The sequence below is a fragment of the Flavobacterium sp. NRK F10 genome (assembly GCF_024054235.1).
In the GTDB taxonomy this organism is placed as follows: Bacteria; Bacteroidota; Bacteroidia; order Flavobacteriales; family Flavobacteriaceae; genus Flavobacterium; species Flavobacterium sediminis.
In genome coordinates this window covers 1862846-1888834 of record NZ_JAMXLC010000001.1, presented here as the reverse complement: position 1 = coordinate 1888834, position 25989 = coordinate 1862846, and the positions used below count along the sequence as shown (strand labels likewise).

General features: G+C 34.8%; 27 protein-coding genes. 23 read left to right on the top strand and 4 right to left on the bottom strand.

What is annotated here, in order from left to right; all coding sequences use genetic code 11:
* The first annotated feature begins 158 nt into the window (after nucleotides 1-158).
* The 16 genes from NHF50_RS08650 to NHF50_RS08575 all read left to right on the top strand — a co-directional run bounded on the left by NHF50_RS08650 (nucleotide 159) and on the right by NHF50_RS08575 (nucleotide 17213).
* Entirely contained in the window at nucleotides 159-1079 is a 921-nt protein-coding gene (locus tag NHF50_RS08650; protein WP_252775834.1) for a nucleotidyltransferase domain-containing protein, read from the top strand.
* Nucleotides 1072-2532, top strand: coding sequence for a radical SAM protein (locus NHF50_RS08645; protein WP_252775833.1), 1461 nt, complete (start codon nucleotides 1072-1074; stop codon nucleotides 2530-2532). The genes NHF50_RS08650 and NHF50_RS08645 overlap by 8 nt, the downstream gene beginning before the upstream one ends.
* Nucleotides 2522-3295 carry a bifunctional 2-polyprenyl-6-hydroxyphenol methylase/3-demethylubiquinol 3-O-methyltransferase UbiG gene (locus tag NHF50_RS08640; RefSeq protein WP_252775830.1) on the top strand — a complete coding sequence of 258 codons (774 nt, stop codon included), beginning with the start codon at nucleotides 2522-2524 and terminating at the stop codon, nucleotides 3293-3295. Before NHF50_RS08645 ends, NHF50_RS08640 begins: the two co-directional genes overlap by 11 nt.
* Nucleotides 3292-4665 carry a B12-binding domain-containing radical SAM protein gene (locus tag NHF50_RS08635; RefSeq protein WP_252775829.1) on the top strand — a complete coding sequence of 458 codons (1374 nt, stop codon included), beginning with the start codon at nucleotides 3292-3294 and terminating at the stop codon, nucleotides 4663-4665. The genes NHF50_RS08640 and NHF50_RS08635 overlap by 4 nt, the downstream gene beginning before the upstream one ends.
* 42 nt (nucleotides 4666-4707) lie before the next feature.
* Complete coding sequence (locus NHF50_RS08630) at nucleotides 4708-6102, top strand: glycosyltransferase family 39 protein (RefSeq protein ID WP_252775827.1); 1395 nt, start codon at nucleotides 4708-4710, stop codon at nucleotides 6100-6102.
* Nucleotides 6095-7141, top strand: a complete 1047-nt coding sequence (locus NHF50_RS08625) for a glycosyltransferase family 4 protein (protein WP_252775824.1) — start codon at nucleotides 6095-6097, stop codon at nucleotides 7139-7141. Before NHF50_RS08630 ends, NHF50_RS08625 begins: the two co-directional genes overlap by 8 nt.
* The gene (locus tag NHF50_RS08620; protein ID WP_252775822.1) at nucleotides 7134-8282 is read left to right on the top strand and encodes a hypothetical protein; all 1149 of its coding nucleotides are present in this window, start codon (nucleotides 7134-7136) and stop codon (nucleotides 8280-8282) included. Before NHF50_RS08625 ends, NHF50_RS08620 begins: the two co-directional genes overlap by 8 nt.
* 45 nt (nucleotides 8283-8327) lie before the next feature.
* Nucleotides 8328-9137: a class I SAM-dependent methyltransferase gene (locus NHF50_RS08615; protein WP_252775820.1), complete on the top strand. Its 810-nt coding sequence runs from the start codon at nucleotides 8328-8330 to the stop codon at nucleotides 9135-9137.
* On the top strand, nucleotides 9124-10572 hold the full coding sequence (locus NHF50_RS08610; RefSeq protein WP_252775818.1) for an aryl-sulfate sulfotransferase: 1449 nt from the start codon (nucleotides 9124-9126) through the stop codon (nucleotides 10570-10572). Before NHF50_RS08615 ends, NHF50_RS08610 begins: the two co-directional genes overlap by 14 nt.
* A gap of 84 nt (nucleotides 10573-10656) precedes the next feature.
* Entirely contained in the window at nucleotides 10657-12180 is a 1524-nt protein-coding gene (locus NHF50_RS08605; protein WP_252775815.1) for a radical SAM protein, read from the top strand.
* 6 nt (nucleotides 12181-12186) lie between these two features.
* Nucleotides 12187-12855: a methyltransferase gene (locus NHF50_RS08600; protein WP_252775813.1), complete on the top strand. Its 669-nt coding sequence runs from the start codon at nucleotides 12187-12189 to the stop codon at nucleotides 12853-12855.
* 428 nt (nucleotides 12856-13283) lie between these two features.
* Nucleotides 13284-13538 carry an autorepressor SdpR family transcription factor gene (locus tag NHF50_RS08595; RefSeq protein ID WP_252775810.1) on the top strand — a complete coding sequence of 85 codons (255 nt, stop codon included), beginning with the start codon at nucleotides 13284-13286 and terminating at the stop codon, nucleotides 13536-13538.
* Nucleotides 13539-13543: 5 nt separating this feature from the next.
* Entirely contained in the window at nucleotides 13544-14200 is a 657-nt protein-coding gene (locus NHF50_RS08590) for an SdpI family protein (protein ID WP_252775808.1), read from the top strand.
* Complete coding sequence (locus NHF50_RS08585) at nucleotides 14197-15150, top strand: alpha/beta hydrolase (protein ID WP_252775806.1); 954 nt, start codon at nucleotides 14197-14199, stop codon at nucleotides 15148-15150. The genes NHF50_RS08590 and NHF50_RS08585 overlap by 4 nt, the downstream gene beginning before the upstream one ends.
* Nucleotides 15151-15162: 12 nt before the next feature.
* A complete protein-coding gene (locus NHF50_RS08580) occupies nucleotides 15163-16467 on the top strand; it encodes a serine hydrolase (protein ID WP_252775803.1) in 1305 nt (434 codons plus the stop codon).
* Nucleotides 16467-17213 (top strand): nicotinamide mononucleotide transporter family protein, encoded by a 747-nt coding sequence (locus tag NHF50_RS08575; RefSeq protein ID WP_109569307.1) that lies wholly within the window; start codon nucleotides 16467-16469, stop codon nucleotides 17211-17213. The genes NHF50_RS08580 and NHF50_RS08575 overlap by 1 nt, the downstream gene beginning before the upstream one ends.
* On the opposite strand, the gene NHF50_RS08570 is transcribed toward NHF50_RS08575, so the two are convergent.
* Nucleotides 17205-18227 carry a LacI family DNA-binding transcriptional regulator gene (locus NHF50_RS08570; RefSeq protein ID WP_252775801.1) on the bottom strand — a complete coding sequence of 341 codons (1023 nt, stop codon included), beginning with the start codon at nucleotides 18225-18227 and terminating at the stop codon, nucleotides 17205-17207. The two genes, NHF50_RS08575 and NHF50_RS08570, sit on opposite strands and share 9 nt — an antisense overlap.
* Nucleotides 18228-18433: 206 nt before the next feature.
* Between NHF50_RS08570 and rplM the strand changes: the two genes are divergently transcribed.
* From rplM to NHF50_RS08540, 6 genes are all read left to right on the top strand, one after another.
* On the top strand, nucleotides 18434-18889 hold the full coding sequence (rplM, locus tag NHF50_RS08565; protein ID WP_109569305.1) for a 50S ribosomal protein L13: 456 nt from the start codon (nucleotides 18434-18436) through the stop codon (nucleotides 18887-18889).
* Nucleotides 18889-19275: a 30S ribosomal protein S9 gene (rpsI, locus tag NHF50_RS08560; RefSeq protein ID WP_109569304.1), complete on the top strand. Its 387-nt coding sequence runs from the start codon at nucleotides 18889-18891 to the stop codon at nucleotides 19273-19275. Before rplM ends, rpsI begins: the two co-directional genes overlap by 1 nt.
* Nucleotides 19276-19422: 147 nt before the next feature.
* A complete protein-coding gene (gene rpsB / locus NHF50_RS08555) occupies nucleotides 19423-20178 on the top strand; it encodes a 30S ribosomal protein S2 (RefSeq protein ID WP_109569303.1) in 756 nt (251 codons plus the stop codon).
* A 132-nt stretch (nucleotides 20179-20310) separates the two neighbouring features.
* On the top strand, nucleotides 20311-21135 hold the full coding sequence (gene tsf / locus NHF50_RS08550; RefSeq protein WP_109569302.1) for a translation elongation factor Ts: 825 nt from the start codon (nucleotides 20311-20313) through the stop codon (nucleotides 21133-21135).
* A 74-nt stretch (nucleotides 21136-21209) separates the two neighbouring features.
* On the top strand, nucleotides 21210-21431 hold the full coding sequence (locus tag NHF50_RS08545; RefSeq protein WP_109569301.1) for a VF530 family DNA-binding protein: 222 nt from the start codon (nucleotides 21210-21212) through the stop codon (nucleotides 21429-21431).
* A gap of 1 nt (nucleotide 21432) precedes the next feature.
* Nucleotides 21433-21993 carry a DNA-3-methyladenine glycosylase I gene (locus tag NHF50_RS08540; protein WP_252775798.1) on the top strand — a complete coding sequence of 187 codons (561 nt, stop codon included), beginning with the start codon at nucleotides 21433-21435 and terminating at the stop codon, nucleotides 21991-21993.
* Here NHF50_RS08540 and aat read toward each other — a convergent pair.
* The 3 genes from aat to ahcY all read right to left on the bottom strand — a co-directional run bounded on the left by aat (nucleotide 21990) and on the right by ahcY (nucleotide 25218).
* A complete protein-coding gene (gene aat, locus NHF50_RS08535; protein WP_252777321.1) occupies nucleotides 21990-22634 on the bottom strand; it encodes a leucyl/phenylalanyl-tRNA--protein transferase in 645 nt (214 codons plus the stop codon). The two genes, NHF50_RS08540 and aat, sit on opposite strands and share 4 nt — an antisense overlap.
* A 17-nt stretch (nucleotides 22635-22651) precedes the next feature.
* Nucleotides 22652-23761, bottom strand: a complete 1110-nt coding sequence (locus NHF50_RS08530; RefSeq protein ID WP_252775796.1) for a DUF4407 domain-containing protein — start codon at nucleotides 23759-23761, stop codon at nucleotides 22652-22654.
* 140 nt (nucleotides 23762-23901) lie between these two features.
* Nucleotides 23902-25218, bottom strand: a complete 1317-nt coding sequence (ahcY, locus tag NHF50_RS08525; protein WP_109569297.1) for an adenosylhomocysteinase — start codon at nucleotides 25216-25218, stop codon at nucleotides 23902-23904.
* 127 nt (nucleotides 25219-25345) lie between these two features.
* Between ahcY and NHF50_RS08520 the strand changes: the two genes are divergently transcribed.
* A complete protein-coding gene (locus tag NHF50_RS08520) occupies nucleotides 25346-25987 on the top strand; it encodes a 4'-phosphopantetheinyl transferase superfamily protein (RefSeq protein ID WP_252775794.1) in 642 nt (213 codons plus the stop codon).
* Nucleotides 25988-25989: the final 2 nt, after the last annotated feature.

Below are 25989 nucleotides of genomic sequence, written 5' to 3'. Positions count from 1 at the left end.
TTTTATAGTTTTCAATAAATTTATAACGTAATTATTTAACCACAAAACATCTTGTTATTTAAGAACTAAAATTATCAAAAGAACTTCTATTACGATTCCTATTTAGTTTTTATCTTTTTATATAAATTTCTAATAAGATTTTTTAAATTTGAAAAAAATTGCACGCTAAATTTTTGAAAATCTTACAACCCTTACTGTATTTCTCTTTATTTAACCACCCGTTAAAAAAAGAGGAAATACTTCATTATTCATCTCATACTACCCAAAAAGATTTTGAGGAAGAAATAGCGCTTGCACTTTCAAAAAACATCATTGAAAAAACAGCCGCTTATTACCATCCGCATCTAAACGAAGAATGTATTACTAAACGGGAAACAGGATATAAAAATGCGCAAAAAGCAATGATAAAAGCTAAAAAAAGAGCCCGCTTTGCCTATACGTTTTTCCCTTTTATCGACGGGATAGCAATTTCAGGCTCGCTATCTAAAGGCTATTTCGACAAGCACAGTGATGTTGATTTTTTTATCATTACTAAACCCGGTCGTTTGTGGTCGTGCAGAATGGCTTTGATCCTTTTTAAAAAAATATTTCTGTTCAATTCCAGGAAGTATTTCTGTATGAATTACTTTATTACTTCTGACAATTTGGAAATCATAGAAAAAAACAGGTTTACTGCTACTGAAATAGCAACGCTGATTCCGCTACACGGATCTGTTTTTGAACATTTTTTTAAGGCTAACAACTGGTATAAAAACTTTTTACCGAACAAAGATTGTAATTGGAGCGAATTAGAAAACATTCCTAAAAAACCGCTGTTGCAATACTATGAAGCATTATTCAACAATTCCATAGGAGAATTTATTGAACGTGTTTGCTTCAATATAACATTTGCTGTCTGGAAGATCAAATACAAAGAAAAAATGAGCAGTGCAGATTTTGCTATTGCTTTTAAATCTTCCCAAAATGTTTCGAAACATCACCCTTCAAATTTTCAAAAAAAGGTTATTGATGCTTTAAATAAAAAATACGACGAGATCCGAGAAAAATATCAAATAGAATTACCGGAAGAACATGCTTGATATCTTATTTTCGCATTCTTATTACTATCGGTTAGATCCGAAACAATGGAAGAACAAGACCCCTTTTCCTCCATTAGGAACACTATATGCTGCTGCTTTACTGCGTAAAAATAGTTTTTCAACAGAACTGTTTGACACCAATCTTTTAGACAGTCCCGAAACGATAATCCCTGTTCTGCAGGAAAAAAAGCCGAAATACTTAGTGATCTATGACGACGGCTTCAACTACCTGACCAAAATGTGTTTGACCAATATGAGGGAAGCTTGTTTTGAGATGATCGGAATGGGTAAACAAAACAACTGTATTGTCATTGTTAACAGTTCGGATGCCACTGACCATTATGAAAAATACCTCAATGTAGGAGCTGATTTTGTTATTCAGGGTGAAGGCGAAATAACCTTACTGGAACTTATCAATGCCTTAGAAAATAACACCTCTTTAAATAAAATTGACGGAATTGTTTTCAAAAAGGATAATGAAATTCAAAAAAACAAATCCAGAGCTGTCCTTCAGAATTTAGACGAACTCCCTTTGCCCGCATGGGATCTGGTAAACATGGATGAATATCGAAAAATCTGGAAACAAAGTCGTCAGGAATTTACACTGAACATTGCCACCACCCGCGGATGTCCGTATAAATGCAACTGGTGTGCAAAACCAATCTATGGCAATCGCTACAACGCACATTCTCCCGAATATATCGTTAACGAAATAAAATATTTACGGAAGCAATTCAATGTAAGTCGGTACTGGATGTGTGATGATATTTTCGGACTAAAGCCTAATTGGGTTCAGGATTTCAATACCCTTCTCAAAAAAAACAAGCTCCGTATTTACTATTATATTCAAAGCCGCGTTGATCTGCTTTTAAAAGAAGATGCCATTGACTGCTTAGCCGAATCGGGCTTAGAAGAGGTATGGATAGGAGCCGAAAGTGCTTCCCAAAAGATACTGGATGCTATGGACAAAGGCACTACAGTTGAGCAGATCTACAAAACCACCCGTTTGTTGCAACAAAAAAATGTGAGAGTTGCTTTTTTTCTACAATTCGGCTATCCAGGCGAGGATCAGAATGACATTCAAAAAACCATAGCAATGGTTAAAGAACTACAGCCGGATAACATCGGGATTTCTGTATCTTATCCGTTGCCGGGAACTCCGTTCTACGACAAAGTTAAAGAAGACCTTAAAATCAAGGCAAACTGGACTGATTCGGATGATTTTGATATCATGTTCAAAGGAAGTTACAACACAGAATATTACAGAAAACTGCAGCGCTTTGTTCACAAAGAGTTCCGAAAAACGCAAGGATTAAACGCACTAAAAGGGATTCTGAAAAAACCTCAGCTTTCAGATGTTCAAAAAATAAAGACAATAGCTAAGTTACTGTATTATATTCCGAGCTCTTTTATAGATAAAATAAGGCTAAATCAATTAAAAAATGAAAGCTAGTTTCGATGTTGAAGCCATACATTATGACTCTCACTTTACCTATACTTCAATTGGTAAAGCACAAAGAGCTATGGTATATCATCATCTTCAAAAACATCTCACAAATCCTTTGACCATTCTTGAAATAAATTGCGGCACAGGAGAAGATGCGATCTGGCTTGCCCGACAACACCATACCGTTTGTGCAACGGACATTTCGGAAAAGATGATCGAAGTTGCAAAAGAAAAAGGATCCCATCCCGGTCTGTCATTCATACAAGCGGATATCAGAGCTGTCTCAAATCACTTTAATGCTAAAGATTTCGATCTGGTTTTTTCTAATTTCGGCGGACTGAACTGTTTGTCTCCGGACGAAATGGATCGTTTTCTGAAAACAACTGATACGGTTCTGTCTGCCAATGGAAAATTAATCCTTACTCTTATGCCCGAAGGAACCTTATGGGAAAAACTATATTTTTTACTGAAAGGGCAATTTTCTAAAATTTCCAGAAGAAAAACGGCTGCTGTTGCCACACTCGGTGAAGAAAAGGTCATCACATACTATTATAACCCGAAAGAAATTGTAAATTTATCCAAAGATAAGTTCAACACCATTGAAGTTAAACCCATTGGTTTTTTTATACCTCCATCCTATCTGGAGCCCTTTCTTAAAAACAAAAAGCTTTTTTTTAAAGTATTGACCCGATTGGATAGCCTTTTTAAGAACCTGTCTTTTTTAGCTAAATATTCCGATCATTATTTAATCGTATTAGAAAAGAAATGAGCCTTGTTCTGACACATGCATATTATTTATCTGAAGACCCTAAGGAGCAAAAGATCATGAAACCTTACCCTCCGCTCGGGCTTTTGTATGTGTCCGGTTATTTACTTAGCAAAAACATTAAACATGAGGTATTTGACAGCACTTTTTCCACACAGAAAGAACAACTGACCTATCTAAAAGAGAAACAACCGGAAATCGTTTGCATTTACACTAATCTTATGACAAAAATAAATGTCATACGGTTGATCCGGATTCTTCGTTCCAAAGCATACGGGACTCCGAAAATTATTTTAGGCGGACCTGATGTTACTTATAATGTTGCTAATTATCTGAAAGCAGGTGCTGACTTTTTAGTCATCGGTGAAGGTGAAGAAACCACTTATGAACTTTGCTGTGCACTACTTAACGGCAAGGATTATCACAATCTGGATGGTATTGCTTTTCAGGAAAACGGCAAGGTCATTCAAACTAACCCCAGAACAAAATTAAAAGATCTGGCTATACTTCCGCTGCCCAACAGAGCCGCTATCAATATCAACCGATATCTGGAAACATGGAAGAACAACCATGGTAAAAGTTCTATGACCATTTCTACTCAAAGGGGCTGTCCTTATACTTGTAAATGGTGTAGTACCGCCGTTTACGGACAAAGCTATAGAAGACGCCCTGTTCGCTTAGTTATTGAAGAAATAAAAGAGTTAAAGGCTACTTATAACCCCGACATGTTGTGGTTTGTTGACGATGTTTTTACGGTAAGTCATAAATGGCTCAAGGAGTTCCATTCTGAAATACTAAAAGAAAATATTCACATTCCTTTTGAGTGTATTACCCGGGCAGAACGATTGAATGATGATATTCTGCAACTGCTTAAAGAGTCCGGATGTTACCGGATATGGATCGGTGCTGAAAGTGGTTCTCAAGCTATTATAGATGCTATGGACAGACGAGTTGACGTACAAACTGTAAAAGAGATGATTCAAAAAACAAACCGGATCGGTATTGAAACCGGAACTTTTATTATGCTCGGTTATCCCGGAGAAACCATAGCCGATATCAAAGAAACCATTACCTATTTGAAAGAAGCCAACCCTACTCACTATACTATTACCATAGCCTACCCCATAAAAGGAACCGGTTTGTATTATGAAATTAAGAACAAAATAACACATCAGCCGGACTGGGAAACTTCAACCGACCGGGATATTGATTTTGAACGTACATATCCGAGAAAATTTTATGATTATGCCGTACGAAAAGTGTTTAATGAAGTAGAGTATTTCAGAAACCTATCTCATTCCAGATGGAAAGCCTATAAATTTAAGATAAAATCTATTGCAATAACTGCCTTGTTAAAACGGTATACGAAATAGTCTATGCTTCTATTAAAAAACATAAAAAACACATCGCTCTTTTTGGTTATATTAGCTATTGTATGGGTTGTTTTTCGCTTTTTTCTTGATTTTGACGGGCTATATGGACAAGACAGTTATGAGTATTTACGATATACTAAAGCTCTGAACCTGTATTTCAGAACCGGTACTTTTCCCGGCGATTATTTTTGGCCTCTCTACTATCCTATAGCAGGAGCCGTTCTTTCTTTTGTACTAAAACCGGTAATAGCTTTACAATTGGTTAGTTTTATCTCTTATTTAATCGTTATATTATATAGCTTTAAAATTATAAAACTCATTTATCCGCAAAACCAAAATGCCCGGATCTTTTGTATGCTCTTTCTGGGGTTATCTCCTTATATGCTTCGGCTGAGTCTCTCCGTAATGTCTGACATGCTGTCAACAGCTTTCGTAGTATTGTGTTTTTATAACGGTTTTTTCTACTTTAAAACCTCATCCCTTAAAAGCTTATATCTGGTAGTTATTTTCGGATTAAGTGCCATCATGACGCGTTATGCAACATTTGTCGTTTTACTACCGCTCAGTTTATATACTTTGTACATTTATATATCGAGAAAGGAGCACTTCAAACATTTACCTTTTTTCATTTTGACTGGCGCAATACTCCTATTGCCTCATTATCTCATCCGGTATGAAAATACAACGGAGTTTCTACAGCACAACTGGCTGAAAAGTTGGTCTGTACAAAACTTTTATAAAAGATCGTTTACCACTCCGGACGGAACAAACTATAATTTTTTACCCAACATTATATATGCGTTCTCGTCCTTGTTCCATCCTCGCTATTTATTTTCAGGTATTTTATTCTTTCCGTTTCTTTTTAAAAACTTTCTGAAAAAACGAGCCGTTATTTTATTGACCCTCTCCTTCTTAGCTTATAGCTTTTTTTTATCGGGCATCCCCTTTCAAAACAGTCGCTTTTTAATAGTATCTTTCCCCTTGCTCCTTATAATTCTTTATCCTGGCTTTCAACTGTTAGCAGCTACGTTTTTATCCTTAAAGATTTATATTGCAACGGGCATAGCAACTTTTGTTCTTCAATTGTTCCTTTGCTATCTAGCGTTAAAACCGGCTCAAGAAAGGAATCATTTGGAAAAAGAAATAGCTCAAGAACTGATACCTTATCAAAATGCTGTTTTATACTCTTTTGACATGGATGTTGCGCTGCAAGGCAGAGGTTTACATTTTGAATATCAAAATTTGTGGCAACAGGAATACGTCACAGTACATGAAAATTCTTTACTTTTATTTAATTCGCAAAAGTTTTCACGGCAATGGGAAGGTAAAAACCCTATGAAAAACTGGAATTTTATATCTAACAACTATCGTTTACAAGTTTTAGAGGAATTGCCGGAAGGATGGAAACTGTACAAAATAATTAGTCCTATTGAATAGCTCCATATCTCATATCGTTTTTTTAACTCCCGGATTTGCGGTTTCTGAAAATGACTCTGTAACAATCCCTGCATTACAGGTCTATTTAATGGCTTTGCGAAAGGCTTTACCTCAAGCCAAATTGACTCTAATACCATTCCAATATCCTTTTACAAACAAAAAATACAATTGGAACGGGATTGATGTCATTCCGTTGAACGGATGTAATAAAAAATCAAGAAAAATAGCTACTTGGTATACATCCTATAAGTTGCTTCAAAAAATCCATTTAGAGACCCCGTTTACTGTAATCCATAGCTTCTGGATCGGAGAATGTTCCTTAATAGGTCAACTTTTTGCCCGCCAAAAAAATATTTCACACATTGTTACAGCAATGGGGCAAGATGTTTTTAAAAACAGTTATATTAAATTCATCCATGAAAAACACTCAAAAGTAGTCACTCTTTCTAAGCATCATCAATCCGAATTATATAAAAATTACGGTTTAAAATCGGAGATCATACCCTGGGGCATTGATACGGACTCTTTTCCGAAAATCAAAGATGCTAAAATTGATATTTTAGGTGTCGGTTCTCTAAACAGCATCAAAAATTATCCTTTTTTTATTGATGTTATTAAAAAGGTCGTTGAAAAAAGACCCGATTTAAACGTGGAAATTATAGGAAGTGGAAATGAATCTTCAAAAATCAGATCTCTGATAAAAAGTCATAATCTGAATGAACACATAACTTTGACGGGAGAACTATCCAGAGACAGTGTTTTACAAAAAATGAGTATGTCAAAAATATTGCTCCATACCAGTAAATACGAATCATTCGGTTATGTTTTTTCGGAAGCCCTTTATTCAGGAATGCGAATTGTCTCTTTCGATGTCGGCGTTTCGCAGAAACTGCCGGAATGGAAAGTGTGTAATTCTGAAGAATCATTCGTTGCAAATTGTTTGAACTTGCTTAGTAATGAAAATCCGGAAAGAAAAAGAGTTTTATTATATGATACTGACTTTACATTAAAAGCTTATCTTACATTGTATCATGAATAGGTTTTTAAAAATAGGCATTAATATCATTCGAGGAATTACCGTTCCTCTCTTAAATTTTATTATCATCCTTTCCGGGATTAAACATTTCGGAAAGAACAATTGGGGAGAATATGTAAGCATCATTGTCTGGATCTCTTTTTTTACTTTTGTTGCTAACTGGGGAAATAAAGATTATCTGATCCGGAAATACAGTCAAAATCCTTCGGAGATCTATTCTAATTTTTATATGAATCTCTTCAGCAGAGGGCTACTGATCCTTCCTTCCTTTGTTTTATTTGCTTTTTTCCCGTCTAAAATTGCATTGTTATCGATTTTCATTATCCTTATCAGTTATGCTTATAATTCCTTTGAAAGTTTAGTGATCTATCAGCAAAAGTTCGGTCCACAATTAGTTGTTGAAATCATTGGGTTTAGTTTTTTCTACGGAGCATTATACAAGCTTTCCACATTTGATCTCGCCAGTGTTTTAGAATTTTATGCTCTAAGTATAATCCTCAAACTTATTCTGATATCTTTTCTGTTTAACCTTCGGAATAAACCTTTCAGATTAAAGATCGCTTTAAATGAGCTTATTCTCAGCTTTCCGTTTTTTATTTTGGGATTGAGCGGAATGATTAGTTCTAAAATAGATCTGTATCTGGTAACTGTTTTTCTGCCAAATGAAATAATCTCTTCGTATCAAACCATTACTACTGCCTTTTTAATGTTACAAGCCCTTTCTGTTTTTATAACAGCTCCGATAAACAAATCCTTTTACAGGTCAAACACAAAAGTGATCTCTAAACTAAAAATACTATTTAAAAAAATAGCGATCCCTATAAGTATTTTGGGTTCGTTGTCTATCTGGCTATTATTAGAGCACTATATTAAACTAGGTTTTGAATGGCATATCTATCTCTTATGTTTTTTGTCCAGTCTTCCTGTATTTTTTTATGTTATTCCTATTCTAAACTTGTATAAAGAAAAACTGGAAAAAAAAATAGTATATTCTAACCTCCTTATTGCGATCTTAAATTGCGCTCTCGGTCTGATTTTATTAAAAAGAATAGGTTTAGAAGGAATTTTCATCAGTGTATGTGTATCACAATGGTTGTTCTTAATCCTCATCAAGAAACTTGAAAACTCAATATCTCAATCATAAAGACCCTGAATACAAAGCAGAGAACAAGAGTCAAACATGTGATATATGAACTATTTAAAATATATAGCGAGAACCGGAAGAATCAACCAACATCCACAAGGTCGATTAGGAACTCATCTGCTCCTAAAAAAAATTCCGCATACCTCCGAAGCTAAGACTATATTAGAGATCGGTTGTGGTACAGGACATACAGCAGCCATTCTGTCAAATAATCCTTTTATTTATTATGAAGGGATAGACAATATGCTAGAAATGATTCATTTTTGTAATAAAAGGAAAAAGAAATTAAACCTGTTCAATTGCAATTTTAAGCATCACACCAAAAATAGTTTCCCTTATCAAGATAACTTTTTCGACATTGTCATTTGTGAATCTGTATTGGCTATACAAAGCCCTGAACAATACAAGCAGATCGTTACAGAAGCTTTCAGAGTATTAAAAGACAAAGGGCTTTTTATTTTTAATGAAACCATTTGGTGTCCGTCAACTTCTTCAGATACAAGGCAGAAAATAAATACTATTTCTTTATCTTATTTTAATATCATTCAGGCAGACGAATCGGCAAGCTTAACAAGCTGGGAAACGACACTTATTAATCACGGATTTAAGATAAAACATATTGAAGAAATCCATGATCTTGAAAAAACAAAATATAAATTTGTGATTAATGATTTTGAACTTAAAAGTTTACACTATTCTGATAAAATGAAGTATCGTACTCTTTTTAATCCCAAAGAACTATCTTTATATCTGTATTTTAAAATAGCCAACCGAAAAGTAAAAATCGAAAAAGGAATATTAGAATCGTATATTATCACTTGTGAAAAAAATTCCCTCACGTATGAAAAACCATAATATTATAATTGTCCTTGCGCTCATTTGTTTCACTTTTTTTTCCTGTACTAAAGACGATGAGTCAACAACAGGCGATCTCCCTTTAATTCAGGTCTCAACAGGAGAGTTATATCCGGAATTTAATCCTGAAATATTCGATTATTACATTACGTCACTTAATACATTAAATGAAATAGAAGTTACATTAAACGATTTCAATCCTTTCAAAAAAATATTCATAAATAATGAAAAAGTTACAGGCAAAACAACCCCAATTAAGCTAACTCCGGGTGAAGATATTGTCATTCAAATGGAGTCCCCTACAGCAAAAACGTATACAATACATTATTTACCCGAAGATATGCCAGGCATTAATTTAATAGCTAAAAACAATCCTTCTGACGGCTACCTATTCATAAACCTTTACAAACTTTCGCCATCTGCTGCAGATGATTTTACCTATATTGCTATCTTAGACAATAACGGTTTCCCTGTTTATTATAAAAAATTAGCTTATACCGGTGCTATCAATTTTAAATTCTTCGAAACTGTTCAGGGTAAAAGATTCACTTATACTATTAATGACACTAAAAAGACCATTGTAATGGATGAAAATTTTGAAGTCATTAAACAAATTGACTTTTTACCTCCCGATAACGCCTACGATTATAGTATTGAAAACCACGATTTCATCTATATTGATGATGACCACTATATTGTTCCGGGTCAATACATACGAGAAAATGTAGACATGACTGCATACGGCGGTAGTAATGCTGTTAAACTTGTTGAATTTGTCTTTCAGGAAGTCCTGAACAATCAGGTAATTTTTGAATGGGATACGGCTGAACATCCTGAACTTCTAAGCGCTACCGATCCCTTATACTATACTCAATATGCTACAGCTGAAAAGGTAGACTACTTTCATTTTAATTCTATAGCAATTGACCCAAACGATGAGAATTTTATTGTCTCTGCACGACACACAAACCAAGTTTATAAGATCAACAGAACTACAGGAGAAATAATGTGGCGATTGGGAGGAAACAATGATGATTTCAATCTAACCGGAAATACTATTATTTCACATCAACATCATGCCAACATCCTGAATAATGGTAATTTGTTATTATTTGACAATGGAGTGACAAAGAACCCGCAACAAAGCAGAATTGCTGAATTTGAGTTGAATGAAACGAATCTAACCGCAAATCTTGTATATGAGTATACGGAACCCGGTCGTTATTCTGATATTATGGGCTCTGTTCAAAAATTAAGCAACGGAAATTACTGTATTGGTTGGGGTGGAAATATAACGTCACAAAGTAATGCTAATAAATCAGATATTACAGAGGTAGATCCTAATGGTACTATTGTTTTGGATATCAGTTTTACAAACTATCCGGATAGTTTTACTTATTCTTACAGAGCTTTAAAATATAATTTGACTTTTTAATTCCGATCAGAATGTTCAAAGCAGCAATTAAAAAAAAATCTAATTTATCCAAGAAAGAATTACACGGAAATATATTTGTAAAAAATGACTAATCATAAGATCATCATATTTAACCCGAAGAGCGCTAACAGCAAACACCGGATCCCTAATTCCATTTTGCAAGTAGGAGCCTCTGTTCATGGAAAATACAATTATGTTTTTATTGATGGAAATTTAGAACAAGATCCATGGCAAACTATAGCGAATTATTTAAAGACCGGAGAATTCAAATACTTCGGTTCAACAGTAATGCCCGGACCTCAACTGCTACAAGCCATTCCTTTTACTAAAAAAATTAAAACATTATTTCCTGACATCATCACTATCTGGGGAGGATATTTTGCCTCAAACCAGTACAAAGTCTCTTTAGAATCCGGTTATGTAGATTATATTGTAAATGGACCGGGAGATCAAACATTTCCGGAACTCATCAATACTTTAGAATCGAACCGAAAGGAAGATACTATTCATATCAAAAACCTAATCTTTAAAAACAATAACGGCGAAATCATAAAAACAGCAACTGAAGCATTGTTAGATCAGGATAGTCTGCCTAAATTTCCCTACGAATACCTCAACACCTTTTATCCGGTTAAAAATTACCTGGCTAAGACCTTCATGGGAAGTAAAACCCTGTCTTATCATTCCAGTATGGGGTGTCCGTTCAGTTGTTCCTTTTGTGCCGTTGTTCCTATATACAACGCCCGCTGGAAAGGAATGTCAGCCGCCCGTATATATGAAGACGTAAAATACTTTAAAGAAAAATACCAGATCGATGCCGTTGAGTTCCATGATAACAATTTCTTTACCTCAAAAAAAAGAGTGTTGGAATTTTCAGAGTTAATTAAGAATGACAACATAAACTACTGGGGAGAAGGCAGGATAGATACGCTTAACATGTATTCAGACGATGAGCTGAAGTTCATGCGAAAAGCAGGATGCAGGATGATCTTTCTCGGAGCAGAAACCGGAAATGATAAGATCCTAAAACAAATGAACAAAGGCGGTACACAAACCGGACAAATGATTAAGGATTTTGTTCTCAGAATGAAAAATGCGGATATTATTCCTGAATTATCCTTTGTTTTAGGGCTACCGGCTGCAACTGAAAAAGAAGTTTATGACCAAATTTTATGGGACATCAATTTCATCAAAGAGATCAAAGAGATCAATCCTAAAGCAGAAATCATTATTTACTTATATAGTCCGGTTCCTACTGAAGGCTCTGAATTATACCAACAAATTATCGATGCCGGTTTTTCTTTTCCATCTACATTAGAAGATTGGATTTCACCAAGCTGGGAAAATTTTGACTTGCGAAAAAATCCGCTTACTCCTTGGTTAAAACCTTATATGATTGACACCATTAAAAACTTTGAAACGGTCTTAAACGGCTATTACCCTACTGCTTCTGATTTCAGAATAAAAGGCTGGAAAAAAAGACTGTTACAACTTCCGTCAAGTATCCGGTATAAAACCGGTATTTATAACTATCCTTATGAAATAAAATTAATGCATAAGATCTGGAAATACCGCCAACCTGAAATTGAAGGTTTTTATTCTGAATAATACAACATGAAAAACATTAGAAACTTCATAAAAAAATGCACTCACCCGTTTCTGAAATCCGGACTGAAACTGTATTACTCAAAACCCAGAAAGTATTGTTATGAATCTGTCTGTGTACAAGTGCATCCCGATGTATTTCCTCCTCATTTAACATTCAGTACAAAAATACTTTTAGATTTCATTAAAGACCTCAAACTAAACAACAAAACTTTCTTAGAATTAGGCTGTGGTAGCGGAATTATTTCTCTATTGGCATCGCAAAAAGGGGCTATTGTAACAGCAAGTGATGTTAACAAGATTGCTCTGAATTATTTAGAAGAAAGTGCTATAAGAAATAACCTTAAGGTTAGAACCGTTTATTCTGATTTATTCGATGAAATTGACAAAACCAAATTCGATTTTATCATTGTGAATCCGCCATATTATCCTAAAAAAGCAAAAAACGTCAAAGAAAAAGCCTGGTTTTGCGGAGAACATTTTGAGTATTTCAAAAAATTATTCTCTCAACTTACTGAAATTGAATTTGACAATTTTTATATGATCCTTTCACAAGACTGCGAAATAGAAAAAATAGTATCAATAGCCCAAAAAAACAATTTAAAAACCCAAGAAGCTTCTAAAATTAAAAACAGTTTTGAAAATAATTTTATCTATAAAATCACAAAAATGAACTAGTAATTGTTTAAAACAAAGTATAAACAAAAGGAGATACCGAACTCTCGGTAAATAGTACTATCAAACCTAATATTATCTAAACAATGATAACTTGATAAATAACTGTATCAGGATGATATTGTTTTAATTTATCTTTTAAAAAAGACTTGTTTGTTTAATGCCTGTACCTGTACCCGAAACAGAAAAATTAAGAAATGCTTTATTAGGATATATAGTCTGTAAACAACCTCAAACAAAGCTATTGTTATACATCCTATTATTTTGAAAAATAAACAATCTGTTTAAGAATTTTATTTAAAATTTAACCTTCATTAATTAGTGAAATCATTTCGAAATGTAATTATCAGTATAGAGAAAATAATAATTTCTGATAAAAAAAGAGGTTATTTAAAAAAATATTTAGATATTTGCCTAAATATATAAATATAGTGAACACAATTTTTAAAGCTCTAAACGATGAAACCCGACGAGAAATTTTAGAATTGCTTCGTGAGAAAGACAGAACAGCCGGTGAAATCGCGGACCATTTTAATATTTCCAAACCGAGTATTTCCCATCATTTGGATTTACTCAAACAAGCCGATCTTGTTACCAGCGAAAAGCAAGGGCAATTCATCATATACTCACTTAATACAACTATTGTAGACGACATCTTAAAATGGTTACTAACCTTAAAACAATAACTATCATGGCTACTTTAAGAAAAGAACTTCCTTTTATCATTATCGCATTAATCCCTTTTATCTATTTGGCATACGTATGGAATCAACTTCCGGAAACCGTTCCTCTGCATTGGAATGCAGCCGGTGAAATCGATCGTCGGGGAGACAAAAAAGAATTATTAGTTCCCATATTTCTATTATCCGGTATCGCCTATTTTATTTTTCTTATTCTACCGAAAATTGATCCGAAAGGAAAACTAAACAAAATGGGAAATAAACTGAACCAACTCCGGTTTGTAATATCCTTATTTATGTCGGCTATCTCGGTTTTTGTTATTTTTAGTGTCCAACAAAACAGTCATTCTAAACCTACATTCATTTTTGCTGTGATCGGTTTACTTCTGGCTGTACTTGGCAACTATTTCAAAACCATTAAACCTAATTATTTCATTGGTATTCGTACCCCTTGGACTTTAGAAAATGAGGAAGTATGGAAAAAAACACATCTGTTAGGCGGTAAATTATGGTTTGCCGGCGGCTTATTGATCTTCTTTTTGTGCTTGGTTCTCAATTCAAAATATGCATTCTACGTTATGATGGGAATTACTATCATCATTTCTGTCATTCCAATACTATATTCCTATTTAACTTTTAAAAGAATTAAATCCTCTGAAACCAAATGAAAAAAAGTATAATCCTATTTAGTATCCTTTTCTTATATACTTCTATTTCAAAAGCACAGAATAGTACAAAACCAGCACTTATCGAGAACAGCATTACTTTGCAAACCGAAACAGGTGATTTATCCGGCACATTGTGTATGCCTGTAAACCCCAAACAAATGCCTGTGGCTCTGATTATAGCAGGTTCAGGCCCAACAGACCGAAACGGAAACAATTCGATGATGCAGAATAATTCATTGAAATTTCTGGCTCATGAATTAGCAAAAAGCGGAATTGCCTCTGTTCGTTATGATAAAAGAGGTATCGGCGAAAGTTCCTCGATAGTACAAAACGAGACTACACTTAACTTTGAAGACTACATACAAGATGCCGCTGACTGGATCGCATTGCTAAAAAAAGACAACCGATTTTCCAAAGTCATTGTTATCGGACACAGTGAAGGTTCTCTTATCGGAATGATCGCTGCTAAAAGTGCCGATCTGTATATTTCCGTTGCCGGGGCAGGTGATGCCGCCGATAAAATATTAAAAAAACAATTGGCTCTTCAGCCCCAGTATATTAAAGACATGACTAGCCCGATAATCGACAGCTTAAAAAGCGGGAAACAAGTCAAAGATGTAGTACCCATGCTTAACTCTTTATTTAGACCAAGCGTTCAACCTTACCTGATATCCTGGTTCAAATATGACCCGCAAACCGAAATAAAAAAACTAAATATTCCCATCCTGATTGTTCAAGGAACAAAAGATATACAGGTCTCTACTGAAGATGCTAAAAAACTGGCGGCTGCTTCACCGGAAGCTCGGCTAATATTAATTGAAAATATGAATCACGTCTTCAAAATAGTCGAAGTAAACGGAATCAGTAACATGGAAGGTTATAACAATCCGGATTTGCCTGTTGCGGAAGAGATGGTAAACAGCATAAAAAGTTTTATCTTTAACTTTTAAATTTCCGAAAAAATGAAAAAACTGATTTTTCTAATTGCATTAAGCTTTTCAATAATAGTATCCGGTCAAGATCGTTTTGAAAAAATGGATCAGTACCTTACTTATCTATATGAAAACAACAAATTTATGGGCAGTCTTTGCATCCGAGAAGGTGAAAATGTTGTTTTCAGCAAAGCTTACGGATTCTCCGATGTTGAAAATAAAATTACAGCAGATCGATTAACTACCTATAAAATCGGATCTATCAGTAAGACCTTTACTGCTGTAATGATCATGCAATTAATCGAAGAGAAAAAATTACGTTTAGAAAGTAAACTCACCAAATTCTTTCCGAAAGTTAAGAAAGCCGACAGCATTTCCGTTGCCGACCTATTATACCAAAGAACCGGAATACCGGACTTTGTTAACCACGACAGTATAACATCAAAAGAATTGAAAACATTGAATCTTAAAGAGACTATTTATCAAAAGATTGCAAAATACGATTCGCGTTTTAATCCGGGGAGCCAATTCGAATACAGCAACTCAAACTACTTTCTGTTAGGTGGAATTATTGAAAAGATCACTAAAAAATCATTTGCGGAAAATCTGGAAGAACGAATCGTTAAAAAAGCAGACTTAAAAAGCACCTACTACAAACCTGATACAACGGATACCAGGAACAAAGAAAGCTATTCTTATTCTTATGACGGCGAATGGAAACTATACCCCGAATGGAACAACGACGTTGCCTTCTCTTCCGGTGGAATTATTTCAAACCCTGCCGACCTGACCCGCTTTTTAAATGCTCTTTTTGAAGGCAAACTACTAAAACCTAAATCCATAGAGGAAATGACTGAGATGAAAGACGGTTATGGCATGGCACTCTATCAATTTCCTTTCGGTGACAGAAAATTTTTCGGGCATAACGGAAGAATAGAGAATTTTAACGCTACTATGGGATATAATCCTAATGAGAAACTCTCTGTTTCACTAATATCAAACGGAAGCAATTATAGTCTGAATGATATGATGATCGGCATTCTAAGCATCTATTACAAGCTCCCTTTCCCTTTCCCAAGTTTCGAAAAAATCAATCCTGAATTAATTGCAAAATATTCCGGCACTTATAGCTCAAACGAAATCCCTTTAAAATTAACTGTTTTCGAAAAAAATGAGGAATTAATGGCCCAGGCAACCGGACAATCAGCCTTTCCGCTAACGCTCCGAGACGAAAAAACATTTATCTTTGCAGCAGCCGGAATCGAAATAGACTTTGGCGATAATTCCTTAATTTTAAAACAAGGAGGAATGAAATTCAATTTCAGTAAAGAATAATGCAAAACGACACTGCAATAGCCAATTCTCCCCTTTTAACCTTAGTTAAAAGAATTACTAACAGTCAATACCTGGACATTATAGGAGTCGCTATTGTTGTGTCTGTGTCTGTCTATCTGGAATATTACAAAACCGTTTACAATTTTCATTTCAAAGGAAAAACATACGTTTTTTACTTAGGCTATTTCTCTATTTTAAATACTTGTTTTTCCATGATGGCGACCCGTTTAGTCACTAAAAAGAATAATTTCGGTAACCTGATAGGCACCTGTAATACTGTTCTAAGCGGAACTATTGACTTTTTATTAGGGAATGTCGGAGCCATTTTAACCTATCCGGTATCTTTCATCGGAAATTATATTGCTTTCAGGATCTGGAAAAAGAAAAGGTTTTTAAATCATATTGATCTGATCTTCTTTCGAAATATGGCTTTAGGGTTAACGCTTTCGTTCGTCCTTAATTTCATTGCCTTCTATTATTTATCTGAAGGTTCAATTAACTGGCAACTCTTTTTTGCCATTACTATTCCCGCAGGAATCAGTTTTGGCGGTACATTTAATTTAGGAAGAATGTATCCGGACAATTGGGTTACCTGGCAAGTATACAATCTGTTTAAAATTGTACAGAACTTAATGTTACTTAATATTGCCAACACCACTAAATACGTATTCTATCTGTTCAACGCCACTCTGGGGTACATTACCTGGCGAGATGACCGAAAAAGACAAGACCGTGAATTATCCTAATTTACGGGTCGATTCCCGTTGCCTTAATTCCGTTTTAATCGTATACGTATTGTATCGGTAATATTCGTCCTCGTTATTAATACGTTCTATTAACAATTCTGCCGTTTTCTCACCTATTTCAGGTGCATGCTGACTCACAGTAGACATACTCGGCGTCAATCTCTTTGACCAAACACCATCGGCAAAGCCTATTATAGATAATTCTTCCGTAATTTTATAACCCGCTTTTATGGCCAACTTCATTGCCATAGTAGCAGCATGTTCGTCTAAAGCAAAAATCCCGTCTATGGTCTTTGCATCTATTAATTCTTTAAGCTTCTCGTTAAACGTATCAATATCACTTTCCGACAATACCACCATTTGGTCTTCCATCTGAGCCTCAACCATTGCTTTTTGAAAACCATCCAGACGAAGTTGCCCGACACTTAAATTAGATATTGTGGTTATTACTGCAATTCTTTTACATCCGGTTTTAATCAAATGTTGTGCTGCATCAAAAGCCGAATCAAAATCATCCACAACAACTTTATCACAAACCACTTCATCCACAACACGGTCAAACATTACAATAGGCGTTCCCCATTTGATAACATTATTTAGATGGTCATAATCTTTTAATGCCTGTGTCTCTTCGGCAACCGAAAGTATAAAGCCATCAATCGTACCGTTGTTCAGCATTTCGATCACCTGTTTTTCCTTTTGACAAGATTCATTCGAAATCCCTGTAATCACATTATAACCAAGCTCAATTGCCTTTTTCTCGATACCCGAAAAAACTTTAGCAAAAAACGGATTTAAGATATTCGGCAAAATAACCCCTAAAGTATTCGTTCGCTGATTTTTTAAATTCTTAGCAATACTATTCGGCTTATAATTCTTAAAAGCAGCATACTCCTTTATCTTTTCTTTTGTTGCTTCACTAATTTCCGGACTATCATTTAAAGCTTTAGAAACAGTTGAAACAGACACCCCTAATTCTTTTGCTATTTGTTTTAAAGTGGCTTTTGGTTTCATATTGTCAAATTAGAAAGTAAAATTAATAAAATTTATATATTTCTCAATAATAATATAAAATATTGACAAGACGTAAATTACCTTAAAAAGCAACTCTTTTACTGCTAATAGAATAAAAATCAAAATACTATTTGCTTTTATATTAAATAATTGTACTTTTGCACTCCCTTAATTGGGAATGGAATGTTTAATTAAAATTAATTATTGTGAACACATTAAGCTACAAGACAGTATCAGCTAACAAAGCTACTGCAGACAAGCAGTGGATTGTTGTAGACGCTGAAGGTCATAACTTAGGTCGTTTTGCATCAAAAGTAGCTATGCTATTAAGAGGTAAATACAAACCAAGTTATACGCCGCACGTTGACTGTGGAGATAATGTTATCGTTATCAACGCAGAAAAAATCAACCTTACCGGTAACAAACTGACTGACAAAATTTACATGCGTCATACAGGTTACCCGGGTGGTCAAAGAACTTTAACTGCTAGAGAACAACAGGCTAAAAACCCTGCTGTATTAGTAGAAAAAGCTGTAAAAGGAATGCTACCTAAAAACAAATTAGGAGCACAGTTATTCCGTAATTTAAATGTATATGTAGGTTCTGAGCACAAACATGAAGCTCAACAACCTAAAACTGTAAACTTAAACGATCTTAAGTAATGGGAGTTATTCACAAAATCGGTAGAAGAAAAACCGCTGTTGCTCGTGTTTATGTTACTGAAGGTACTGGTAACATCACAGTAAACAAAAGAGAATTCGCTAACTACTTCCCTACACCAACATTACAGTACAAAGTAATGCAACCTTTAGCTATGACTGAGAATGCAGGAAACTTTGACGTTAAAATAAATGTTTATGGTGGTGGAACAACTGGTCAGGCAGAAGCTGTACGTATGGCTATTGCCAGAGCAATGTGTGAAGTAGAAGCTGAAAACAGAGCTATTTTAAAACCAGAAGGATTATTAACAAGAGATCCTCGTATGGTTGAGCGTAAGAAATTTGGTCAGAAAAAAGCGCGTAAGAGATTCCAGTTCTCTAAACGTTAATCAATTTCTTGTTCATTTATTATTGAAATTAAAAACACAGTTGCCGTTATTCCTTTTCAAAAGGGAATTAGTTTAGCATCTAAATGGATAAGACCGATATTCGCTACTTGTCCATTGCTAATCAACGGAACGTAAACTATTACAAAAATGGCAAACAAAATAGACGTTAAAGAGTTATTAGAAGCTGGTGTTCACTTTGGACACATGACTCGTAAATGGGATCCTAACATGGCTCCTTACATCTATATGGAGCGCAATGGCATCCATATCATTAACTTATACAAAACTGCAGCTAAAATTGAAGAAGCTAATGAAGCTTTGAAAAAAATCGCTGCTTCAGGTAGAAAAGTACTTTTCGTTGCTACCAAAAAACAAGCAAAAGACATCGTTGCTGAAAAAGCAGGTGCATGTAACATGCCATACATCACAGAAAGATGGCCAGGTGGTATGTTAACAAACTTCGTTACGATTCGTAAAGCCGTTAAGAAAATGGCTTCGATTGACAGAATGAAGAAAGACGGAACATTTAACACCCTTTCTAAAAAAGAGCGTTTACAAGTTGACCGTTTACGTGCAAAATTAGAGAAAAACTTAGGTTCTATTTCAGACATGACTAGATTACCTGCGGCTCTATTTGTAGTTGATGTGAAAGCAGAACATATCGCAGTAAAAGAAGCATTAAAATTAAACATTCCAGTTTTTGCAATGGTGGATACTAACTCTGATCCTCGTCCGATCGATTTCGTAATCCCTGCAAATGATGACGCTTCTAAATCAATTGATAAAATTCTTTCATTAGTTTCAGGTGCTATCGTCGAAGGTTTAGCTGACAGAAAAGCTGAAAAAGAAGAGGCAACAAAAGAAGCTGATACAAAACAAGAAGCTACAACAAACAAAGAATAATTATTCATAATAATTCCAAAACAAATCCCAAATTCCGAAAAGCTTATTTGAAACATAAAGTTGATAATAATTTAAAATTGGAATTTGGTTTTTGAGTTTTGGAATTTTTACATTTAAAAACAAAAACAAGTTATGGCAAATATTACTGCTGCAGACGTAAATAAATTGAGACAGACTACCGGTGCCGGTATGATGGATTGTAAAAAAGCTTTAGTAGAAGCAGAAGGTGATTTTGATAAAGCAATTGAAATCCTTAGAAAAAAAGGTCAAAAAGTTGCTGCTAACCGTTCTGACAGAGAGTCTACTGAAGGTGCTGCTATCGCTGTTGTAAATGCAGATAAAACAGCTGGTGTTGTAATTACATTAAACTGTGAAACTGACTTCGTAGGTAAAAATGAAGGTTTCGTAAAATTAGCTACTGATTTAGCTACTCAGGCTTTAAATTATGCTACTAAAGAAGAATTATTAGCTTCTGATTTCGGTGGTATTACTGTAGCTGAAAAATTAATTGAGCAAACCGGTGTTATCGGTGAGAAAATCGAAATCGGTTCTTTCGAGAAATTAGAAGGAGCTTTCATAGGTTCTTACATCCACGCAGGAAACAAAATCGCTACTTTAGTTGCTTTATCAGCAAATGTTGAAGGTGCTGAAGAAGCTGCAAGAAACGTTGCTATGCAAGCTGCTGCTATGAACCCTATCGCGTTAAACGAAGAAGGTGTTGATGCAGATACAATTGCTAAAGAAATTGAGATCGCTAAAGATCAATTACGTGCAGAAGGTAAACCGGAAGCTATGTTAGACAACATTGCTAAAGGGAAATTAAACCGTTTCTTCAAAGACAACACTTTAGTTAACCAAGATTACATTAAAGATGGTTCTATGAGTGTTGCTGCTTACGTAAAAACTGTTGACGGTGGTTTAACTGTTACAGGTTTCAGAAGAGTTGCTTTAGGATAATAAATCTTGATACAAGATAGAAATGAAAAACCTCAATCAAAATTTGATTGAGGTTTTTTTATTATTTTTACACTATGCAAGAAAACAATCCTCTTCACGGAAAAACGCTAAAAGTCATTCTTGAAACTTTGGTCGGCTTTTATGGATTTGACACCTTAGGCGAGTTGATTCAGATACGTTGTTTCAATGTAGACCCGTCAATAAACTCAAGTCTGAAATTTCTCAGAAAAACGGATTGGGCCAGAAAAAAAGTAGAAGATTTGTACATTAGAACCTTACCTAAACTTAATGACTAAAATGACTTCAAAAAACAGATGCGCTTGGTGCGAAAAAGATGATTTATACCGCAATTACCACGACAATGAATGGGGGAAACCTGTTTACGATGACCCTACTATTTTTGAATTCCTGATTTTAGAAACCTTTCAGGCCGGATTAAGTTGGTATACCGTTTTAGCTAAAAGAGAAAATTTCAGAACAGCTTTTGAGTCCTTTGACGTTCAAAAAGTAGCCGATTTCAGTGAAGAAAAAATAATTTCACTCTGTGAAAACCCTGGAATCATTCGCAATAAACTGAAAATAAGAGCAGCTGTAACTAATGCACAAGCTTTTATAAAAGTCCAGGAAGAATTCGGAAGCTTTTCTAAATACATATGGGGCTTTGTTGACGGCAACCCTATTGACAATCAACCGCAATCTTTGTCTGAAGTTCCGGCAACAACTGAAATTTCAGATAAATTAAGTAACGATCTTAAAAAAAGAGGATTCAAGTTTGTTGGCTCTACAGTAGTTTATGCACACATGCAAGCCACAGGTATGGTTAACGATCATATTACTGATTGCTGGACGAGAAATTAATCGATATTAGTCTTCAAAATCATCATAAAATCATCGCGCTCGATTTCTACACAACCCAAAGAAGCTAAATGTTCATTATATACTTGGCAGTCTAAAATTCTGTAGTTAGCACGTTCTAATTGCTTTGCCAAATGAATAAATGCCACTTTGCTAGCATTAGATGCTTTTGAAAACATACTTTCACCACAAAAAACATGTCCTAAATCTACACCATACAAACCTCCGACCAACTCACCTTCTTGCCAAACCTCAACACTTTTTGCCACACCTAATTCATTAAGCTTACAATACGCTTCCACCATCTCATCCGTGATCCAAGTTCCCGGCTGATCTTTACGCACTATCTTTTTACAATTTGTAATAACTTCCCTAAAAGCCGTATTGAACGTCACTTTAAATTTATTTTGATTTAGCACGTTTCGCATACTTTTGGAAATTTTAAGATCTTCAAAAAACAAAACCATACGTTCCGGAGGAGACCACCACAAAATAGGTTCGTCTTCATCAAACCAAGGAAAAATTCCGCTCTTATAAGCCAATAAAAGCCGCTCCGGAGATAAATCACCACCAATAGCCACAATGCCTTCTATAGAAGCTTCTTCTACCGGCGGAAAATACAATGCTGACGTTAAGAAATACAAAACTCTTTTTTGCAAAACTATAAATTCTTAATCACTTTTTGTTGTTTTTGAGTATATGCTTTGGCTTGATCTTTTAAAACACCAACCCAATGTTTTCGCTTTTCATCGTATAAATCTGCATCATTAACTAATTCTTTTTTCAATTTGTCCTCAATTTCATTTTCAACTTGTTGAATAACTTCCTGCTGCTCTTTAAATTGTACCAGAATTTGCTTCACCGAATTTTCCTGATCTTCCAGTTTAAAGTCATATTCCCCTCTAGCTGTCATCATTTTAACCAGAACCGGAGCTGTTTCTACCGCTAAAAACAATAGCATAATAAAAAACGAAGGCCAAAAAGACAATTTCCCTAAAGCATCTATTCTGGCCATAATCCCATTATACTCTTTAAGTACCGGTTGAACCGATTTAATTTTTGCTTCTTGGTTTTTTTTCAATTCTTCTACCTGACTCTCTAACGCTTTAATTTTTATTGCATTGCGATTCTTTAGCGTATCTAACTCTTGCAAGGCTCTATCGTGTTTTTCGCGCTTTTCTTTATAGACCGGACCCTTACCCATCTTTTTAGTTCCGGAAGTTCCCTCTGCTTCTGTAATATAAACCGAATACAACTCATTTACCTCTTTTTCCTTTTTACCAATCTCAGACTTCAGACTATTTATCTGTTGCTGATTTTGTACTAAATCCTTTTGAAAATAAGAAGCGACTTGCTCTTTATTTTGCAGAGCCAACTGATTTTGTTCTTTTACTAAAACCGTATTGATCTCTTTTTCGAAAATTTTAAGTTCCAATGGCTTTGAAATTACAATAGCAATAATAATCGCCAAAACCAATCGTGGTGTTGCCTGCAACAATTCACTTTGCCAATGGTTCCGCTTACGAAGCGTTGACACAATAAACCGATCCAGATTAAAGATTAGCAAACTCCAAACCAATCCGAAGGCAACAGCACTATAATAATTATCAAAAACAGTATAAAGCGCATAACTCGCCGAAAGAAAAGCCATAACTGCTGTAAAGAAAACAGTAGCACCTATACCAACAAATTTATTTTGTTCGCCATTACTACAAGTGGCCATAATATCTTTGTCCGCTCCCGAACAAAGAAGAAAGAATTTTTTAAGCATGATTTTGTTTTTTGATGATGATACTTCATTAGTCCAAAAAACATGCTAAATGTTTCAAAAACAAGCTGTCAATTTGTAAAAAGAAAACCCCCTCACCAGAGTGAGGGGGTTCGATATCTAAAATTTTTCCTGAAGTCTTATTAATATCTGTAATATTCTGGTTTGAATGGTCCTTCAACCGTTACTCCGATATATTTAGCTTGTTCTTCAGATAAAGTTTCAAGTTCTACACCAATTTTTTCTAAATGTAGTCTAGCTACTTTTTCATCTAAATGCTTCGGCAACATATATACTTTGTTTTCGTAAGCGGCACTGTTTGTCCATAACTCAATTTGAGCTAAAGTCTGATTAGTAAACGAATTACTCATTACAAAACTTGGGTGACCTGTAGCACAACCTAGATTTACCAGACGTCCTTCAGCCAAGATAATGATATCTTTCCCGTTAATAGTATATTTATCAACTTGAGGTTTAATTTCATTCTTAGTTGAACCATGATTTTTGTTTAACCAAGCCATGTCAATTTCATTATCAAAGTGCCCGATGTTACAAACGATGGTTTTATCTTTCATTGCCTCGAAATGACGACCTACTACGATGTCCTTATTCCCTGTTGTTGTAATAACAACATCTGCATTTCCTACAACTGTTTCTAAACGTTTTACTTCGTAACCGTCCATTGCCGCTTGTAATGCACAAATCGGATCAATTTCAGTAACCGTCACAATAGAACCCGCTCCACGGAAAGAAGCCGCAGTACCTTTTCCTACATCACCGTATCCGCAAACCACTACTCTTTTTCCTGCTAACATAACGTCGGTCGCACGACGAATAGCATCAACCGCAGATTCTCTACATCCATATTTGTTATCAAATTTAGATTTGGTAACGGAATCGTTTACGTTGATCGCCGGAATGTGTAATGTTCCGTTCTCCATTCTTTCATACAAACGGTGAACTCCCGTTGTAGTTTCCTCTGATAAACCTTTAATCCCTTTAATTAATTCAGGATATTTATCAAAAACCATATTGGTCAAGTCACCACCATCGTCTAAGATCATGTTTAACGGTTGTCTTTCTTCACCGAAGAATAACGTTTGTTCAATACACCAGTCAAATTCTTCTTCATTCATACCTTTCCAGGCATAAACCGGAATTCCGGCAGCGGCGATTGCAGCAGCAGCATGGTCTTGTGTTGAAAAAATATTACATGAACTCCAAGTTACATCAGCACCTAAAGCAACTAAGGTTTCAATTAATACTGCCGTTTGAATGGTCATGTGCAAACAACCGGCAATACGAGCTCCTTTTAATGGCTGACTTTCTCCATATTCTGCACGTAAAGCCATTAATCCTGGCATTTCAGCTTCTGCTAACTCAATTTCTTTTCTTCCCCAAGCAGCTAAAGAAATATCTTTAACTTTGTAAGGAACATAAGGGATGGTTTTTGTACTCATCTATGTATATTTGTTATTTTTATTAGAAAGTGCAAATTTAAGCATTTCCTTTTTATTTCATAAATTAATTAGCTTATTTTGCGAAATGTTTAACTAGTTAAGCATTTGAAAAACAACAGAATAATACATGTCCTTTTACAAATCCATAGTTATAAACGAAACCACTACTGCTTATTTTTGGGAAATAACAGAAGATTTTAATGTTCTTTTCAGACAGGTTACATTGAAAGACATCTCATTGGCCCGGTTAGAAAAAATGAAATCTGAAAGCCATCAAAAAGGTTTTTTAGCTGTCAGAATGTTGTTGCAACACATCGGTTATTCTGATTTTGACCTGTATTACGACGAATTCGGAAAACCACATTTAAAAAATACAAAAGAAGAGCTTCATATTTCCATTTCTCATTCGTTTGATTTCTCCAGTATCTGTATTAGTAAAAGCAAACCTATCGGAATAGACATCGAAATTGTAAAACCTAAAATTTTAAAGATTGCGCCCCGTTTTATGGACATCAGTCATCTGAAAGATCTGTCGGAACCGGATAAAATCCGTAAAGCAACGATCATCTGGGGAATAAAAGAGTCTATTTTTAAGATTAAAAATGAGAAAGGAATTAGTTTTCCCAAACATATTTTTGAAAACCCGTTCTGTTCCATTACTGAAACGAACTGTACTGCAGAACTTCGGTTCAATAATACAAAAGAAGAATTCGATATTCAATATTATCAGTTAGAAGATTATATCTTTGTATGCGCTTTACCTAAATAAGT

Bases quoted from the DNA above. Each gene is read 5' to 3' on its own strand.
- NHF50_RS08645 (WP_252775833.1), top strand. From the start codon at position 1,072: ATGCTTGATATCTTATTTTCGCATTCTTATTACTATCGGTTAGATCCG.
- NHF50_RS08640 (WP_252775830.1), top strand. From the start codon at position 2,522: ATGAAAGCTAGTTTCGATGTTGAAGCCATACATTATGACTCTCACTTT.
- NHF50_RS08635 (WP_252775829.1), top strand. From the start codon at position 3,292: ATGAGCCTTGTTCTGACACATGCATATTATTTATCTGAAGACCCTAAG.
- NHF50_RS08620 (WP_252775822.1), top strand. From the start codon at position 7,134: ATGAATAGGTTTTTAAAAATAGGCATTAATATCATTCGAGGAATTACC.
- NHF50_RS08615 (WP_252775820.1), top strand. From the start codon at position 8,328: ATGAACTATTTAAAATATATAGCGAGAACCGGAAGAATCAACCAACAT.
- NHF50_RS08610 (WP_252775818.1), top strand. From the start codon at position 9,124: ATGAAAAACCATAATATTATAATTGTCCTTGCGCTCATTTGTTTCACT.
- NHF50_RS08605 (WP_252775815.1), top strand. From the start codon at position 10,657: ATGACTAATCATAAGATCATCATATTTAACCCGAAGAGCGCTAACAGC.
- NHF50_RS08600 (WP_252775813.1), top strand. From the start codon at position 12,187: ATGAAAAACATTAGAAACTTCATAAAAAAATGCACTCACCCGTTTCTG.
- NHF50_RS08590 (WP_252775808.1), top strand. From the start codon at position 13,544: ATGGCTACTTTAAGAAAAGAACTTCCTTTTATCATTATCGCATTAATC.
- NHF50_RS08585 (WP_252775806.1), top strand. From the start codon at position 14,197: ATGAAAAAAAGTATAATCCTATTTAGTATCCTTTTCTTATATACTTCT.
- NHF50_RS08580 (WP_252775803.1), top strand. From the start codon at position 15,163: ATGAAAAAACTGATTTTTCTAATTGCATTAAGCTTTTCAATAATAGTA.
- NHF50_RS08575 (WP_109569307.1), top strand. From the start codon at position 16,467: ATGCAAAACGACACTGCAATAGCCAATTCTCCCCTTTTAACCTTAGTT.
- NHF50_RS08570 (WP_252775801.1), bottom strand. From the start codon at position 18,227: ATGAAACCAAAAGCCACTTTAAAACAAATAGCAAAAGAATTAGGGGTG.
- rpsI (WP_109569304.1), top strand. From the start codon at position 18,889: ATGGGAGTTATTCACAAAATCGGTAGAAGAAAAACCGCTGTTGCTCGT.
- rpsB (WP_109569303.1), top strand. From the start codon at position 19,423: ATGGCAAACAAAATAGACGTTAAAGAGTTATTAGAAGCTGGTGTTCAC.
- tsf (WP_109569302.1), top strand. From the start codon at position 20,311: ATGGCAAATATTACTGCTGCAGACGTAAATAAATTGAGACAGACTACC.
- NHF50_RS08545 (WP_109569301.1), top strand. From the start codon at position 21,210: ATGCAAGAAAACAATCCTCTTCACGGAAAAACGCTAAAAGTCATTCTT.
- NHF50_RS08540 (WP_252775798.1), top strand. From the start codon at position 21,433: ATGACTTCAAAAAACAGATGCGCTTGGTGCGAAAAAGATGATTTATAC.
- NHF50_RS08530 (WP_252775796.1), bottom strand. From the start codon at position 23,761: ATGCTTAAAAAATTCTTTCTTCTTTGTTCGGGAGCGGACAAAGATATT.
- ahcY (WP_109569297.1), bottom strand. From the start codon at position 25,218: ATGAGTACAAAAACCATCCCTTATGTTCCTTACAAAGTTAAAGATATT.
- NHF50_RS08520 (WP_252775794.1), top strand. From the start codon at position 25,346: ATGTCCTTTTACAAATCCATAGTTATAAACGAAACCACTACTGCTTAT.